Genomic DNA, 15,035 nt, shown 5'->3' with positions numbered 1-15,035 from the left:
AAGCCATCAGACGACTGACTAGCCTGGTGCCCGTCGGGTGAACGCCGGGCGCGGGTTGCGCGAGGTCAGCCACCAGTAGCGCATGGTGGCGGCAGGCCATGGGTTGGTGACCCGGCCGGTAGGGGTCTTGTACCAGCTCAAGCACCCCGCCGACCAGACCGTCCGGCGCATCCGGCGGGCCAGCCAGCGGCCGTAGCCGGCCATTGCCGCCTCGGTCACCTCGACCGCGCCGGGCAGCAGGCTCAAGCACTTCATGATGTACCTGACCTGGCATTCGATCATGAAGACGTTGGAGTTGTGGCCCAGGATGGTGTTCGGCCCGTGCACCAGGAAGAAGTTCGGGAAGCCGGGCACAGCCATGCCGTAGTAGGCGTCGGCCCCGTCCGACCACTGGTCGTCCAGGCTACGTCCGCCGCGGCCCACGACCTTCATGGGTACGAGGAACTCGGTCGCCCGGAAGCCGGTGGCGTAGACGATCACGTCCGCGCGCCGCTGCTCACCGGTGCCGGTGCGCAGCCCGCTCGGCGTGATCCGCTCGATGCCGTCGGTCACCAGGTCGACGTTGGGCCGGGTCAACGACGGGTAGAAGCCGTTGTCGATGACGATCCGCTTGCATCCGATCGGGTAGTCCGGCACCAACCGGCGGCGGAGCTCGGCCTGCGGGACCTGGCGGCGCAGATGCGCGAGCGCCGCCCACCGCGCGGGCCGGAACGACCATCCCCGGCTGATGACCGGCGACAGCGCCAGGTCCGCCGCGAGATAGGTGCCGGCGCGGACGACGTCGTGCAGGGCGGGGACACGACCCAGCGCCCAACGGGTGACCTGGCCGAACTCCGCCTTCGGCTTCGGGATCACCCAGTTCGGGGTCCGCTGGTAGACGTCGACGTGCCTGGCCCGCTCCGCCACGATGGGCAGCAGTTGGGCCGCGCTGGAGCCCGTGCCGATCACCGCGACGTCCTTGCCGGTGAGCTCCAGCCCGTGGTCCCACCCGGTCGTGTGGAAGGCGCGGCCGGCAAAGCTGTCCTGCCCGGCGATGACCGGGACGTGCGGCCGGTGCAACTGGCCGACCGCGGAGATGACGACGTCGAAGACCATCCGCTCACCAGCGGCGGTCGTGAGCGTCCACGAGGCGGTCTCCTGGGCGTACTCGGCCGCCACGATCTCCGTGCTCGTACGCAGGTGCCCGCGCAACCCGTACTTGTCCGCCACACCGCGCAGGTAGTCCAGGATCTGCGGCTGCCCCGGGAACCGCACGTTCCGGCTGCGGTACTTCTCGAACGAGTACGAGTACAAGTGGGAGGGCACGTCGCAGCCGCAGCCCGGGTAGGTGTTGTCGCGCCAGATGCCGCCCACCTCGCCGGCTTTCTCGAAGACCACGAACGACGTACAGCCCGCGTCGCGCAGGGCGACCGCCATGCACAGTCCACCGAACCCCGCGCCGATAACGGCGACCCGGGCGTCGTCGGGGATCGCCGTCACCGGCCCACCGCCATCAGCCGCTCGCCCTTGCGGAACGAAAGCGACTCGATCGGCTTGCCGTCCGTCAGCTGCGCGCCGGCGACCACGAAGACCGGCGTCCCGCCGCTGACGCCGGGCACGGAAGCCAGAAGGTGGAGAGGATCCATGCGACAAACCCTAAGAGCCGGGTGGTGGCGCTCACGGCCACATTGCCCTGCCGTACCGGCAACCTTGCACCGGGCGAAGCCGGCTACCACGGAAGGGCAGCGCTGTTGCCCTGTCGCAACCGCAGCCGCCTGGTGCTGTGGCGGGACACGCCGAACCACTTCGCGGTACTGGGTAAGGTCGGGGCACTTCAGCTGCCGCGTGGTGTCAGACTTGCGGGCGTCTCAGGCTCGGGATCACTGGTTCTCGATGGGCCAGGAACGAGACCGGCGAAGGCCCGATGCGAAGGAGTGCGGTCATGACGAACCCGCTGGGAGTACGGCCCCCGAGCGCCGCATGCTCAGGGCGTACCGGCGCCTCCGCCTGATCCGCTGATGGACTCGACGGATCTGACCTGGCTCGACGCCACCGAGCTGGCGCGCCTGATCGCGGTCGGCGAGGTGACTGCGGTCGAGGTGATCCAGGCGCACCTGGATCGGATCGAAGTCGTGGGTGACCGCGTCAACGCGTTCGTCACCGTTCTCGGCGAGCAAGCCCTCGCGGCTGCCGCGCGGCGGCCACGGGGCCGGCTGGGTGGGGTTCCCTTCACGGTGAAGGATTCCTTCGATACGGCTGATGTACGGACCACCCGTGGTTCGCGCATCTTCTCGCAGTACGTGCCGGCTGCCGATGCCACTGCGGTGGCCAGGATCCGAGCGGCGGGCGGTGTATTGCTGGCCAAGACGAATCTGCCGGAGATGTCGTACTGGACGGAGACCGACAATCTGGTAGCCGGACGTTCCCTCAATCCCTATGACCCGGGGCGAACCCCGGGCGGGTCGAGCGGAGGCGAATCGGCGGCGATCGCGGCCGGCCTGTCACCGCTCGGTCTAGGCAGCGATGTCGCGATCTCGGTGCGCGGCCCGGCGCACGACACCGGTATCGCGGCGATCAAGCCGACCCACGGACGGGTGCCGTGCACGGGTCACTTCCCGCCCGTACTTCAGCGATGGTGGCACGTGGGGCCGATGGCCCGCAGCGTACGGGATCTGCGTCTGGCGTTGTCCTGCTTGAGCGGGCCGGACGGCCACGATCCGTACGCCTCGGTGCCGCCGGCCGGCCGACCTGGCCCGATCTCGCGTATCGGCTGGAACATCGATGCGTTCGGACCGATTCATCCCGACGTACAGGCGACCGTCACCGCGGCCGCCGCCGCGGCTGCCGATCTCGGTCTGCGCGTCGAGCCCGCCGCCCTTCCTTGGCTGGCGCAGAACGACTGCACGCGGCTCTCGAGGATCTTGTTCACCGCCGAGATCGTCCCGTACCTGAGATCCATCACCGCGGGAAGGGAATCGGAGCTCCACGCCGTCACCGCGCAGACGATCGCCGTCGGCGACGTCGCCGACGGCGATCGCCTCGCGGCCGAGCACGAGCGCGACCTGCTGCGGGACGCTCTGGACCGTTGGTTCTCGGCGTACGACCTCTTGATCTGCCCGGTCGCCCCGTTCCCCGCGCCACGGCACGCTCAAGCTCGCCAGCAGATCGGAGAGACACTGGTGCCCGCCCGGGCGGTGATGCGGGCAACGGTGCCGTTCAACCTGACCGGACAGCCCGCCGTGTCCTTGCCGTTCGGCACCAGCGCCGACGGACTGCCGATCGGCGTGCAATTGGTCGGGCGGCGCGGCGAGGACGAGGCCGTCCTCGCTCTGGCCGGACGGTTGGAGTCGGTCAGTCCCGTCCACGGTCGGCGGCCTCCCTTCTGAGCAGCGCCGCAGCGGACGAGGCCGAGGTTCAAGACCGTGGCGACGTCCGGACGCGTTCAGGCTCTTGGTCTTCGCCTCGTCGGAGGGTTGCGGGGCAGTCGGTGAGACCAGCGGCGGGTTGGCTGCATGCGGCCGGGCGCTGCCGCGTCGGCGGGCGAGGATCCCGTCGTCGCCCTGGCGGTGATCGCGGCTCGCGGCCAATGAGGCCGGCCCGGATGGTTGCCGTCAGCGGCCGCCCACGAAGGTGTCTGCTGGGACGAAGATCCGGTGACCGGTGGGTGGGAAGGTGAGCCAGGCGCCTTCCGGGGTCCATTCGACCGTCATGTCCGAGGGGTCCATTCCGGTAGCGTCCAGCCGTAGGTGGTGGCCGTAGTCACCGCCCGGGTCGCGGCCGAGGTAGATCTCGTAGTGGTTCGGCGCGAAGTCGATGGTGTCCGTCAGGCCGAGAACAGCGATCGGCGCTCTCACCCGTTTGAGGACCGCAGTGTGGGTGGAGCCGTCGGCATATGTCACCGACGGCGGCTGGGTGAACGTCTTGATTGTGCTGATTCGGGGCCAACAGAGGAATATCCCGAGCGCAATCACGGCCCCAGCCACGGCGAAAGCCACGAGGCGGCTGGTCCGCCGCCGGCCGTCCGGGGTGGGCGGGGCGGTCGGCGCTGCCATCTCGGTCATTCGGCAAGTGTCACAGCGGGAGTCAACGTCAACGTCGCGGCCTGACCTTCCATCGGTCTCCGCCGCGGGTCAGGGCGCGTTGCCCGCGCACCGCGGTCAGTCCGGAACCACCAAACCGGCACTGGCACACTCTGTGACACTTCGCCTCCCGAGCGCCTCGCTATGTCGGGGCGACCTTCACCTGGACGCCGGTTCGCCGCGCCTCGGCGAGGTCCCCGTATGAGATCACGATGTCGAACGGCCGGAACGCTCCATCCGCTCCATCCGCGTGCAGCGTCGTCGATCACCGACCATTCCGGCATTCTCTTCTGCCGCCGAGCGCGTGCGCAGGTTGCGAACGTAGCGTGAAGACATAGCGGCGCTTGCGGCCTTGGGCGATCAGAGCTGGAGCCGCCCAGCTGGGCTCATCCTCCGAGCCGATTGCGTGGGACTCGAACCCCGGCGGAGACGCGTACCGCCTCACCAGGTTTCAGGAGCGGCGCGCGTGCCGCAGCGCGGCCACGCCGATGCCGGCGGCCAGGAGGCCGGCGGTGACCTCGCCCAGCACGTAGTACTGGACGTCGAGGGTGATGCCGTGGAGTCCCTCGATGGTCATGGCGAGCCCGCCGAGGCCGAACAGTATCGCGAACACCAGGCTCGTGGCGCGGCGCGGCGGTGTCCACGGCGGGGTGCCGAGGTCGCCCAGGCGCCGGGCGAACAGCAACGCGAGCAGCAGGAGCAGCCCGGCGCCGCCGGCGAGCAGGTACGGGAAGTCGTTGTCGGCGTAGGGGACCAGCGCGACCTCCTGCTGGTAGGCCCCCAGGCATTCGTCCAGGTTCAGCCACCTGGCCGAGGGATCGCACATCATGGTCGAGCCGAACCGGTCGGTCGCGATGAGCAGGCGGGTCCACGGCCAGCTCAGCAGCCAGGTCAGGGCGCCGCTGAGGCCGTACCAGGTCAGGAAGGTGCCGGTGAACGCCCAGGCCCCGACGAGCAGCGGACGCAGGTCGAGGCGGACCACGATTCTGGTTGTCGGCAGCCGGCGGACGACGACGGCCGGCGCGCCGAAACGGTTGATCGCGTCGCGTTCGGCGGCTTCGGCGTCGAGACCGCGGGCGCGGCCCTCGGCGACCGCCTCGGTGAGGTGGTCCTCGGTCTCGGCCAGCAGCCGCCGGCCCTCGGCGCCGGTTCCGGCCAGCAGCTCGAACATCTCGTCGAGGTAGGTGTCGACGAGCCCCTGGCCCCGGTCGTGGGGGAGCGCGGCGGTCACGCGTGGCCGCCGGCGGTCATCGGGCCGATCACCGACTGGACGCCGACCACGAAGCCGCGCCACTCCTGTTTCTTGGCGGCGCGGGCGCGGCGGCCCTCGTCGGTGAGGTGGTAGACGCGGCGCCGGCGGGGTGCGGCCTCGTCCCAGTGACTGGCCACCAGGCCGGCGCGCTCCAGGCGTTGCAAGGCCGGATAGACCGTGCCCTCGGGCAGGTCGAAGGCGCCCTCCGAGCGGTCGCGCAGGGCGCTGATCACGGCGTAACCATGCACCGGGCCGGCGTCGTTCAACACCGACAGCAGCAGGAGGTCGAGATGACCACGGATGTCCACGCCCAGGAACACTAGGCATAGGCATGCTAGGCGTCAAGAAGATCGATCGAATTGGGCCTTTCCGGTTAGGACGGTCGGCTATGTGACGCCCGGTTATCAAACTGTTACATGTTGAACTCTTGCCCGACACAGAGGCCGCGGCTGAAGTTTGTACAGGCAATAAACAAATCTCGATGTCGAGACACGGGACGCCTCCCGACGGGCTGGCCCGAGCGACCGATGGTCCACCCCGGACGAGGAGATCACGTGTCCCGCCACCCTGCGCGCGGCCTGTTCACGGCTGCCCTGCTGTCGTTATCCCTGCTGGCGACCGTCCTCATCGGCGGGCCCGGCGTCCGGCCGGCGGCGGCTCAGGCGCCCGCCGCCGCGGACCCCTACTCCGTCCTCGTCTTCTCCAAGACCGCCGCCTTCCGGCACGACGCGATCCCGGCCGGGATCGCCGCCATCCGGCAGCTCGGCGCGGCCAACGGGTTCACCGTCGACGCCACCGAGGACGGTGCCGCGTTCACCGACGCCAACCTGGCCAAGTACCGGGCGGTCATCTGGCTCTCCACCACGGGGGACGTCCTCGACGCCGGCCAGCAGGCCGCCTTCGAGCGCTACATCAAGGCCGGCGGCGGGTACGCCGGGATCCACGCCGCCTCGGACACCGAGTACAGCTGGCCCTGGTACGGCAAGCTGGTCGGCGCCTACTTCGCCAGCCACCCGGCCAACCAGCAGGCCACGGTCAAGGTCGAGGACCCGGCCCACCCGTCCACGGCCGAGCTGCCGGAACGCTGGTCGCGCTTCGACGAGTGGTACAACTTCCAGACCAACCCGCGCGCCGACGTGCACGTGCTGGCCAGCCTGGACGAGACCAGCTACACCCCGGGCGCCGGCGCGATGGGCGCCGACCACCCGACCGCCTGGTGCCAGGACTACGACGGGGGACGGGCCTGGTACACCGGCGGCGGGCACACGAGTGAGTCGTACGCCGACCCGCAGTTCCTCGCCCACCTGCTCGGCGGCATCCAGACCGCGGCCGGGGTGCTGGACGCCGACTGCGGCGCCTCGCTGACCGCGAGCTTCGAGAAGGTCAGCCTGGACGCCAACACCAGCAACCCGATGGAGCTGGACATCGCCGGGGACGGCCGGGTGTTCTATGTGGAGCGCGACGGGCGGGTGCAGATAGTCAAACCCGACACCGGGCGTACGGTGACCGCCATTGATCTCGATGTCTTCACCGGCAACGAGGACGGCCTGATCGGCCTCCGGCTCGACCCCGGCTTCGACGAGAACGGCTGGGTCTACCTCTACTACGCCCGCAACGACGGGGTGGCGCGCAACCTGCTGTCCCGGTTCACCGTCACCGGCGACACCATCGACCTGACCAGCGAGAAGGTTGTCCTCCAGGTCACCACCCAGCGCAACACCTGCTGCCACGCCGGCGGCAGCATGACCTTCGACCGCGACGGCAACCTCTATCTCGCCACCGGTGACAACACCAACCCGTTCGAGTCGGACGCCTTCACCCCGATCGACGAGCGGGCCGGGCGGCAGGACTACGACGCCCAGCGGACCGCGGGCAACACCAACGACCTGCGTGGCAAGGTGCTGCGGATCCACCCGGAGGCCGACGGGACCTACACCGTGCCGGCCGGCAACCTCTTCGCGGCGGGCACCGCGCGTACCCGCCCGGAGATCTTCGCGATGGGCTTCCGCAACCCGTTCCGGATCGGCACCGACCCGGCCACCGGCACCCTCTACGTCGGCGACTACGGACCGGACGCGGGCGCGGCCAACCCCAACCGCGGACCCGAGGGGACGGTGGAATGGAACATCGTCGGGGCGGGCAACTACGGCTGGCCGTACTGCACCGGCGCCGGCTACGCGTACAACGACTACCAGTTCCCGTCCGGCCCGAGCGGGGCGAAGTTCGACTGCGCCGCGCCGGTGAACAACTCGCCCAACAACACCGGTCTGACCGCGCTGCCGCCGGTGGTCAGCGCCACCGTGGACTACGACTACAGCGGCAACCCGCGCTTCCCCGAGATCGGCGGCGGCGGCGCCCCGATGGGCGGCCCGGTCTACCGCTACGACGCCGCGCTGAACTCCGCGCGCAAGTGGCCGGCCTACTTCGACGGCAAGGCGATGTTCGGCGAGTGGAACCAGTCGAAGATGTACTCGATGCAGGTCACCGCCGACGGCCGGTCCCTGGTCGACATCAACCAGATGCTGACCGGGATGAGCTTCAACCGTCCGATGGACTTCGAGTTCGGTCCGGACGGCGCGCTCTACATGATCGAGTGGGGCACCGGCTTCGGCGGGAACAACGACGACTCCGGGGTCTACCGGATCGACTACATCGCCGGTGACCGCGCGCCGATCGCGGCGGCGAGCGCCACACCGACCTCCGGGCCGGCGCCGTTGACCGCCCGGTTCTCCAGCGCCGGATCCCGCGACCCGGACGGCGGCGCGCTGACCTACGCCTGGACCTTCGGTGACGGCGGCACGTCGGACGAGGCCAACCCGAGCCACACATACACCACGGCCGGCAACTACACCGCGCAGCTCACCGTGACCAACCCCAAGGGGCGCACCGCGGTGGCCAACGTTCCGGTGACGGTCGGCAACACCGCGCCGACGGTGACCATCGAGTTCCCGCCCGCCGGTGGCTTCTTCGAATGGGGCGACCAGATCAAGTACACGGTCAAGGTGAACGACCCGGAAGACGGCGAGATCCACTGCGACCGGGTACGCCTGCAGGTGCTGCTCGGCCATGACGAGCACGCCCACCCGCTGGAGCAGCACACCGGCTGCACCGGCACCGTACAGACCGCCCTCGCCTCCGGGCACGGCGCCGAGGCGAACGTCTTCGCCCTCTTCGAGGCGACCTACACCGACAACGGCGGGGCCGGCGGCGCCGAGCCGCTCACCGGGCGCGCGATCGAGAAGCTGCAACCCAAGCGGAAGCAGGCCGAGTACTTCACCGGCACCGGCCGGGTGGCCGGCGCCACCGGCGGCGGCGACCCGGGTGTGCAGCGCGAGACCACCAGCGACCCGGTCGGCGGCGGCCAGAACATCGGCTTCATCGAGGACGGGGACTGGTGGTCGCTCGACCCGGCCAGCCTGACCGGCATCGAGTCGATCCGCTTCCGGGTCGCCTCGGACGTCGCCGGCGGGCGGATCGAGATCCACGCCAACGCCGCTGACGGGCCCCTGGTCGCCACGGCCACCGTGCCCGGCACCGGCGGCTGGCAGAACTGGGCCGACGTCACCACCCCGGTTCCCGCCTCCGGCGCGACGTCGCTGTTCTTCGTCGTCCGCGACCCGGCCGGCGGGGCGGGTTCGCTGATCAACGTCAACTGGATGGACTTCCTCGGCAAGGGCGTCACCGACAACGCGCCGCCGAAGGTCAGCGCCGTCGCCACCCCGACCACCGGCACGGCGCCGCTCGCCGTCGCGTTCGACGGCACGGCCACCGACGACGAGGGCGACACCCCGCTGACGTACGCCTGGGACTTCGGCGACGGCGGCACGGCGGACACCCTGGACGCCACCCACACCTACCGGGTGCCCGGCAACATCACCGCGACGCTGACGGTGACCGACAGCCGGGGCGCCAAGGCGTACACGAACGTGCCCATCAAGGTGGACGCGCCGAACAACGCCTGCCTCGGCGCGCGCTCGGACGACTTCCTCGGCACCGCGCTGGACCGGGACCGGTGGTCGGTGGTCCGGGAGAACCAGACGTTCTCGGTCTCCGGCGGGGCGCTGCGGCTGCCCACGGCCGTGGGTGACCTCTACGGCGCCCGCAACGACGCCACCAACCTGGTCGTGCGGCCCGCGCCCGGCGGGGCCTGGCAGGCCACCACGAGGATCACCGTCCCGGTGACCGCGAACTACCAGCAGGCCGGCCTGATCGTCTACGGCGACGACGAGAACTACGCCAAGCTCGACCTGCTCTTCAACGGCGCGCGGACGGCCGAGTTCATCCGGGAGACCGCCGGGACGCCCCGCAACGAGGGCGGCGACAGCACCCCGGCGCCCGCCGGTGACGTGATCCACCTGCGGGTGACCAGCGACGGGACCAACCTGACGGCGGAGGCTTCGGCCGACGGCCAGACCTTCACCCCGGTCGGCCGGGCGGCCGCGCTGGCCGGCATCACCAACCCGCGCGTCGGGCTCTTCGCCCTCAACGGCGGCACCGAGGCGCCGGTCGTGGACGCGGTCTTCGACTGGTTCCACCTCACCCCGGACGCCCCGGCGGAACCGGTCGTGCCGTCGGACGAGTTCACCGGCGCCACGCTCGACAAGTGCCGGTGGGACGCGATCGTCCGGGAGGACCCGGCGACCTACCGGGTCACCGACGGGGCGTTGCGGATCGACGTGCCCAACGGCGACATCTACGGCACCGGCAACACCGGGCCGGCCAACTTCATCCTGCAGGGCGCGCCGGCCGGCGACTGGACCGTGCAGACGAAGGTCGACGGCAGCCTGCTGAACGAGCAGTACCAGCAGGCCGGGCTGCTCGTGTACGGCGACGACGACAACTACATCAAGCTCGACCTCGTCGCCGACAACACGGCGGGGCAGCCGGTCAGCCGGCGGCTCGAGTTCCGCAGCGAGATCGGCGGGGCCGTGCAGGACCCGCAACCGCAGGCCGGCAACCTGACCTCGGCGGTGTGGCACCTGAAACTGGTCAAGGCCGGCACCACCTACACCGCCGCCTACTCGGCCGACGGCACCGAGTGGACGTCGCTCGGGTCGCTGACCAACGCCGCGGTGGGAGCGGCGCCGAAGACCGGCCTGTTCACCCTCGGCGCGGCCCAGACCGCCTCGAAGACGGCGGCGTTCGACTACTTCCGGCTCACCTCCGGGAACGCCGACACCACCGCCCCGGTGACCAGCGCCGCGGTGTCCGGGACGCCGGTCGGCGGCTGGCACACCGGGCCGGTCACGGTCACGCTGACCGCCACGGACGCCGGCGGTGTCGCGGGCACCGAATACCAGCTGGACGGCGCGACCGCCTGGACCGCGTACACCGCTCCGATCGCGGTCAGCGGCGACGGGACGCACGAGGTGCGGTTCCGCTCGACCGACGAGGCCGGGAACGTCGAGGCGGCCAAGTCGGTCGCGGTGCGGATCGACGGGACGGCGCCGGTCACCACGGCCCAGTTCGCGCCGGCCAACGACAACGGCTGGCACAACGGCGCCGTCCCGATCACGCTGACCGCGGCCGACGCCGGGTCCGGGGTCGGCAAGCTGGAGTGGTCGCTGGACGGTGGCGGCTGGACGGCGTACACCGCGCCGGTCGACGTGGCCGGGGACGGGCAGCACGAGCTGCTCTACCGGGCCACGGACAAGGCCGGAAACGCCGAGACCCTCAAGTCGGCGATCGTACGGATCGACGGCGCCAAGCCGACCCTGCTGGTCTCCGGGGTGGCCGACGGCCAGCTCTACGGCGACAGCCAGGACGTCCGGATCTCGTGGCAGGCGGTCGATCCGGCCTCCGGCATCGCGACCACCTCGGCCACGCTGGACGGACGGGCGTACACCAACGGCGCTCTTCTGGCCCTGTACGAGCTGCCACTCGGCCTGCACGAGCTGACCGCGACCGCCACCGACAAGGCGGGCAACGTCACCGCGACGACGGTCAGGTTCTTCAACGCCACCTCGTTCCGCGACATGCAGAACCTGCTCGACCGGTTCAAGGCGACCGGCCGGCTCTCCACCAAGGCGCACAAGCAGCTGTCCACCAAGCTGGACGCGGTCCGCGCCTCGGAGGCGGCCGGCAACGACAAGCGGGCGGTGCAGCAGCTGACCGCGTTCAAGGCCCTGGCCGGCGACGCCGCCCTGGTCACCGACGCCGACGTCCGCGCCACCCTGGCCCGCGACGCCGACGCGATGATCGCCCGGCTCGGCGGCACGGCCAAGGTCGCCGGTCGGCTCGCCGGGGACCCGACCCGGGTCAAGCCACGTGGGTAGACGCCTGGCGGCGGCGGTCCTGGCCGGCCTGCTCCTGGCGATCCTGCCGGTCGCGGGCCCGGCCCGGGCCCACGACGGAAAGCTCAAGCTGGAGGTGGCCGGCGACGGCGCCACCGGCGTCACCGTCCAGGCCGTCCACGCCGACGGCCACCGCCTGGACACCGTGGTCCGGCTGGTCCTCAGCGCCACCGCCGAGGGCGGCCGGACCGTCGGCCCGGTCCAGCTCGCCCCGTCCGGCGAGGGGCAGGGTTTCTATTCCAGCGGCCCGATCCTGGCCCCGGGGACGTGGAAGGTGACCGTCCAGGCCCCGGCCCCGAACACCACCAAGGTGACCGTCGAGGTGCGGGCCCGGGCGGCGCAGACCGCCCCGGCATCGGTGGCTCAGGACCGGGCTGAGCCCTCGTCGCGGTGGCCGCTCGCGCTCGGCGTCCTCGCCGCGGTGGCGGTCGTCGCCCTGCTGCTGCTGGCGGTGATCCGCCGGCGCGCGCCGGTCGGCTGAGGTTCAGCTGTCCGGGGAAGACTTCCGGGTACGGATGTCCCCATCGGACGCTCGGATGGTGGCCGGCGTCGATCAGGGCGGGAGACTTCGCGGGTGGGTGATGGGTGAGGATCGCCATTGTCGGGGCCGGGATCACCGGGCTCAGCGCGGCGTGGATGCTGGACGGGTCCGGGCACGAGGTGGTCCTCTTCGAGGCGGGTGAGGTCGCCGGGGGACACGCGCACACGCTGACCGTCCGGCCGGCGACTTCCGGGCGGCGCTGACCACGATCCCGGCCGGCGCCGAGCTCTACGAGGCCTGGGTGCGCCCACGCGCCCGGCGGCGACCTCACCCGCGCCGGCGTCGTGGTCACCTCGACCGAGTTCATCGCGTCGGAGTTCGGCGACCGCGTCCTGCACTTCCACCACCGGAGATGGGGAGTGGACTGACCTGTGTGCCGCGAAACTCGATGGCTCCGGCGACCCGGCCCCTGCGATGATCCATCGCAGGGGCCGTTAGCTCAACTGGCAGAGCATTCGACTGTGTAGCGCGTCCGCTTTCCGCCTCGGTGGTCATGGGAGCGCTTCCTTCTCACTCTTTTAATCGGAAGGTTCGGGGTTCGAGTCCCCGGCGGCCCACACCATCTGTCCACGACGACGTCCGGCGGAACGGAGGTTCACATGCTGGAGAAGTTGATCATTCAGAAGACGCTGCGCGTGCCGGCGAGTGTGGGCGCGTCCGGCGACGGCGCGGCGGTGGCCCGGCAGCTGGACGCGGCGCTGCTCGACGCCGGGTTCTCGGCCTCGCGGCCGCTGCTCGAGCACGTCGGCGGGCTGGCGCCGGGACCGGCGATGGATCTCGCCGCCACGGTCGTGTCCGCGGTGCGCGAGCTGGTCGGCGACCACGTGCGACACAACGCCTACTTCATCGGCTTCCCGCACGACGTGCCCGACACCGTGGAGTTCTGGGTGGAGCGGCTGCGGGCGGCGGTGCCGGCCGGCGGCGACCCGGCAACCGACGCGGAGCTGCGCGACGCGCTCGCCGCGGGTGGCGTGAACCTGCTCGACCTGCCGGGGTACGGCGCCTATCAGCACACGTACGCCGAGCTGCTGGCCGTCCACGACGCCCTGGTCGCCTCGGCCGGTGACCGGCTGACGCTGCTGCGTCTCGGCGAGAGCGCCGAGGCGGAGGCGGCGCGGCTGTACGCGGCCCTGGCCGGCAGCACGACCCCGCTCGGCCAGGCCGACCTGGCGATCCTCGGCGAGCTCGCCGTGGCCTGCATGGACGCGGAGCAGCCGGCCGAGGTGCCGGTGCGCGAGAACCGGGCCGTGCTCAACGGGGTGCGGCTCGTCCTCGGCCGGCCGCTGGTCGCCGTGGACAGCACCACCGACGTGCTGCGCCTCGCCTGCCACGTCTCCGGCGGGGACGTCTCGCTGGCGACGCCGACGCGATTCCGCGGGTTCCGGCGCCGGGAGCGGCGGGTGCTGCTGGCCGCGCTGAACGAGGTCGTGGGTACGAGCCCGGTCAAGCTCGCCGACGTCGCCCGGTATGCCGAGCGGTGGAAGCGGCTGGGGGAGCGGCTCCACCCGCACGAGCACGCCGAGTGGCCGCACGCGCGTGAGGTGTTCGCGGTCGCGCGTGGCGAGCGGCGGCTGGGGAGCCTGTCCGGCGGGGCCGAGGCGGCGTTCCGGGCCGGCGCGATCGGCCAGGCCGCGTCGGTGCTGTCGGCGGCGCCCGGTCTGCTGCTGCGGTCGGCCGACCGGTTGCTGCGGCTGGCGCCGGTGTCCGAGCGGGCCGCGGTGCTCGAGGCGGTGTCGGGTGCGCTCGGCACGGCATCGGGGCGGGTGCTCTGCTCGCTGCGGGAGCATGTGGCCAACCGGATGACGCCGGCGTCGGCCCGGATGTACGTGAACCGCTCGCGCCGGGCCTGGGTCGGTCCCGACCTGCGGCCCACGCTGCCGCCGGAACTGCTGGCCGAGGTGTCGGCGCGGCTCGACGCCGAGATCGGCGCCCGGCTGCCCGAGCCGGCGCTTCCGCTGCTCGTCGACCCGGACGTGCTCGACGTGGCGTTGCCGTTGTCCGGCAAGGCCGCTGAGGGCGGGTTCGCGGTGCTGCCGCGCGGTTCGCGGGCGCCGGTCAGTGGTGAGGTGCTGCGGTTCTTCACCTACTGGCGGCAGAGCGACCGCCGCACCGACTACGACCTGTCGGTGCTGCTGCTCGACGACGAGTTCCAGACGGCGGGCCAGGTGTCGTGGACGAACTACCGCCACGACGGTGTCGTGCACTCCGGCGACATCACCGACGCGGCCGACGGCGCGACCGAGTTCATCGACGTGCCGCTGACCGTGCGGGGCAGCTACGTGGCCCCGCAGGTGTACATCTACTCGGGCGAGTCGTTCGACGACGCGGCCGAGTCGATGTTCGGCTACCAGACGCGTACGCCCGAGCAGGCCGGCGCCCCGTTCGACGCGCGGACCGTGCGGGCGCGTTCGCAGATGCGTGGCCCGGGCCGGGTCGCCCTCCCGATGGTGTTCGCCCGGGGCGAGTCGGGCTGGCAGGCCGTGTGGTTGCACCTCTACCTGCGCGGCCGGCCGTCGTTCAACCGGGTGGAGGACAACACGTTCACCACCGCCCACCGCGTGCGGGCCCTGATGGAACGCCGCTACCTGACCGTGTCCTACCTGGTCGACCTTTGGCGCTCGCGGGCCGAGGTGACGATGTGGGACGGCCGGGCGCCGGACGAGCCGGTCATGTTCATCGGTCTCGACGCTCCGGACGGGCTGCCGGACGGATCGGAGGCCTACACCCTGGATCGGCTCAGCGAGCTGATCCCGGCATAGTGACGACATCCGAGGCCATGCGGGCGCTTCCTTCTCACCCGTTCGAATCGGTACCTCCGCGCAAGCGGGGGTCTGGCAATCAGCGCCCGCGCTCTCCTCGGGTCGCGCCGGTGGGCGCATGTCATCCGTGAC

Annotated in this window: 10 protein-coding genes and 1 tRNA gene; 6 read left to right on the top strand and 5 right to left on the bottom strand. The window is 71.3% G+C overall.

Annotated features, from left to right (window positions below):
- Window positions 1-18: 18 nt before the first annotated feature.
- Window positions 19-1,479 (bottom strand): NAD(P)/FAD-dependent oxidoreductase, encoded by a 1,461-nt coding sequence (locus AB0M54_RS23855; RefSeq protein WP_364473746.1) that lies wholly within the window; start codon window positions 1,477-1,479, stop codon window positions 19-21.
- Window positions 1,476-1,625, bottom strand: a complete 150-nt coding sequence (locus tag AB0M54_RS23850) for a hypothetical protein (protein WP_364332580.1) — start codon at window positions 1,623-1,625, stop codon at window positions 1,476-1,478. The genes AB0M54_RS23855 and AB0M54_RS23850 overlap by 4 nt, the downstream gene beginning before the upstream one ends.
- 372 nt (window positions 1,626-1,997) lie before the next feature.
- On the opposite strand from AB0M54_RS23850, the gene AB0M54_RS23845 reads away from it, so the two are divergent.
- Window positions 1,998-3,365 (top strand): amidase, encoded by a 1,368-nt coding sequence (locus AB0M54_RS23845; RefSeq protein WP_364473744.1) that lies wholly within the window; start codon window positions 1,998-2,000, stop codon window positions 3,363-3,365.
- A gap of 225 nt (window positions 3,366-3,590) precedes the next feature.
- Here AB0M54_RS23845 and AB0M54_RS23840 read toward each other — a convergent pair whose 3' ends face one another.
- The 3 genes from AB0M54_RS23840 to AB0M54_RS23830 all read right to left on the bottom strand — a co-directional run bounded on the left by AB0M54_RS23840 (window position 3,591) and on the right by AB0M54_RS23830 (window position 5,618).
- Window positions 3,591-3,974 (bottom strand): hypothetical protein, encoded by a 384-nt coding sequence (locus tag AB0M54_RS23840; RefSeq protein WP_364332574.1) that lies wholly within the window; start codon window positions 3,972-3,974, stop codon window positions 3,591-3,593.
- A 535-nt stretch (window positions 3,975-4,509) separates the two neighbouring features.
- Window positions 4,510-5,289 carry a permease prefix domain 1-containing protein gene (locus tag AB0M54_RS23835; RefSeq protein WP_364473742.1) on the bottom strand — a complete coding sequence of 260 codons (780 nt, stop codon included), beginning with the start codon at window positions 5,287-5,289 and terminating at the stop codon, window positions 4,510-4,512.
- Window positions 5,286-5,618 carry a helix-turn-helix transcriptional regulator gene (locus tag AB0M54_RS23830; RefSeq protein ID WP_364332565.1) on the bottom strand — a complete coding sequence of 111 codons (333 nt, stop codon included), beginning with the start codon at window positions 5,616-5,618 and terminating at the stop codon, window positions 5,286-5,288. Before AB0M54_RS23830 ends, AB0M54_RS23835 begins: the two co-directional genes overlap by 4 nt.
- A gap of 246 nt (window positions 5,619-5,864) precedes the next feature.
- Between AB0M54_RS23830 and AB0M54_RS23825 the strand changes: the two genes are divergently transcribed.
- The 5 genes from AB0M54_RS23825 (at window position 5,865) to AB0M54_RS23805 (ending at window position 14,903) form a co-directional block, all read left to right on the top strand.
- Entirely contained in the window at window positions 5,865-11,585 is a 5,721-nt protein-coding gene (locus tag AB0M54_RS23825) for a ThuA domain-containing protein (RefSeq protein WP_364473740.1), read from the top strand.
- Window positions 11,578-12,084: a hypothetical protein gene (locus AB0M54_RS23820; RefSeq protein WP_364473738.1), complete on the top strand. Its 507-nt coding sequence runs from the start codon at window positions 11,578-11,580 to the stop codon at window positions 12,082-12,084. Before AB0M54_RS23825 ends, AB0M54_RS23820 begins: the two co-directional genes overlap by 8 nt.
- Before the next feature lie 104 nt (window positions 12,085-12,188).
- On the top strand, window positions 12,189-12,347 hold the full coding sequence (locus AB0M54_RS23815; RefSeq protein WP_364332557.1) for an FAD-dependent oxidoreductase: 159 nt from the start codon (window positions 12,189-12,191) through the stop codon (window positions 12,345-12,347).
- Between the two features lie 225 nt (window positions 12,348-12,572).
- Window positions 12,573-12,701, top strand: a tRNA-OTHER gene (locus AB0M54_RS23810).
- 42 nt (window positions 12,702-12,743) lie between these two features.
- On the top strand, window positions 12,744-14,903 hold the full coding sequence (locus tag AB0M54_RS23805) for a hypothetical protein (RefSeq protein ID WP_364473736.1): 2,160 nt from the start codon (window positions 12,744-12,746) through the stop codon (window positions 14,901-14,903).
- Window positions 14,904-15,035: the final 132 nt, after the last annotated feature.

It is taken from the genome of Actinoplanes sp. NPDC051470, from assembly GCF_040682035.1.
Taxonomy (GTDB): domain Bacteria; phylum Actinomycetota; class Actinomycetes; order Mycobacteriales; family Micromonosporaceae; genus Actinoplanes.
This window is presented reverse-complemented; position numbering and strand designations above follow the sequence as displayed.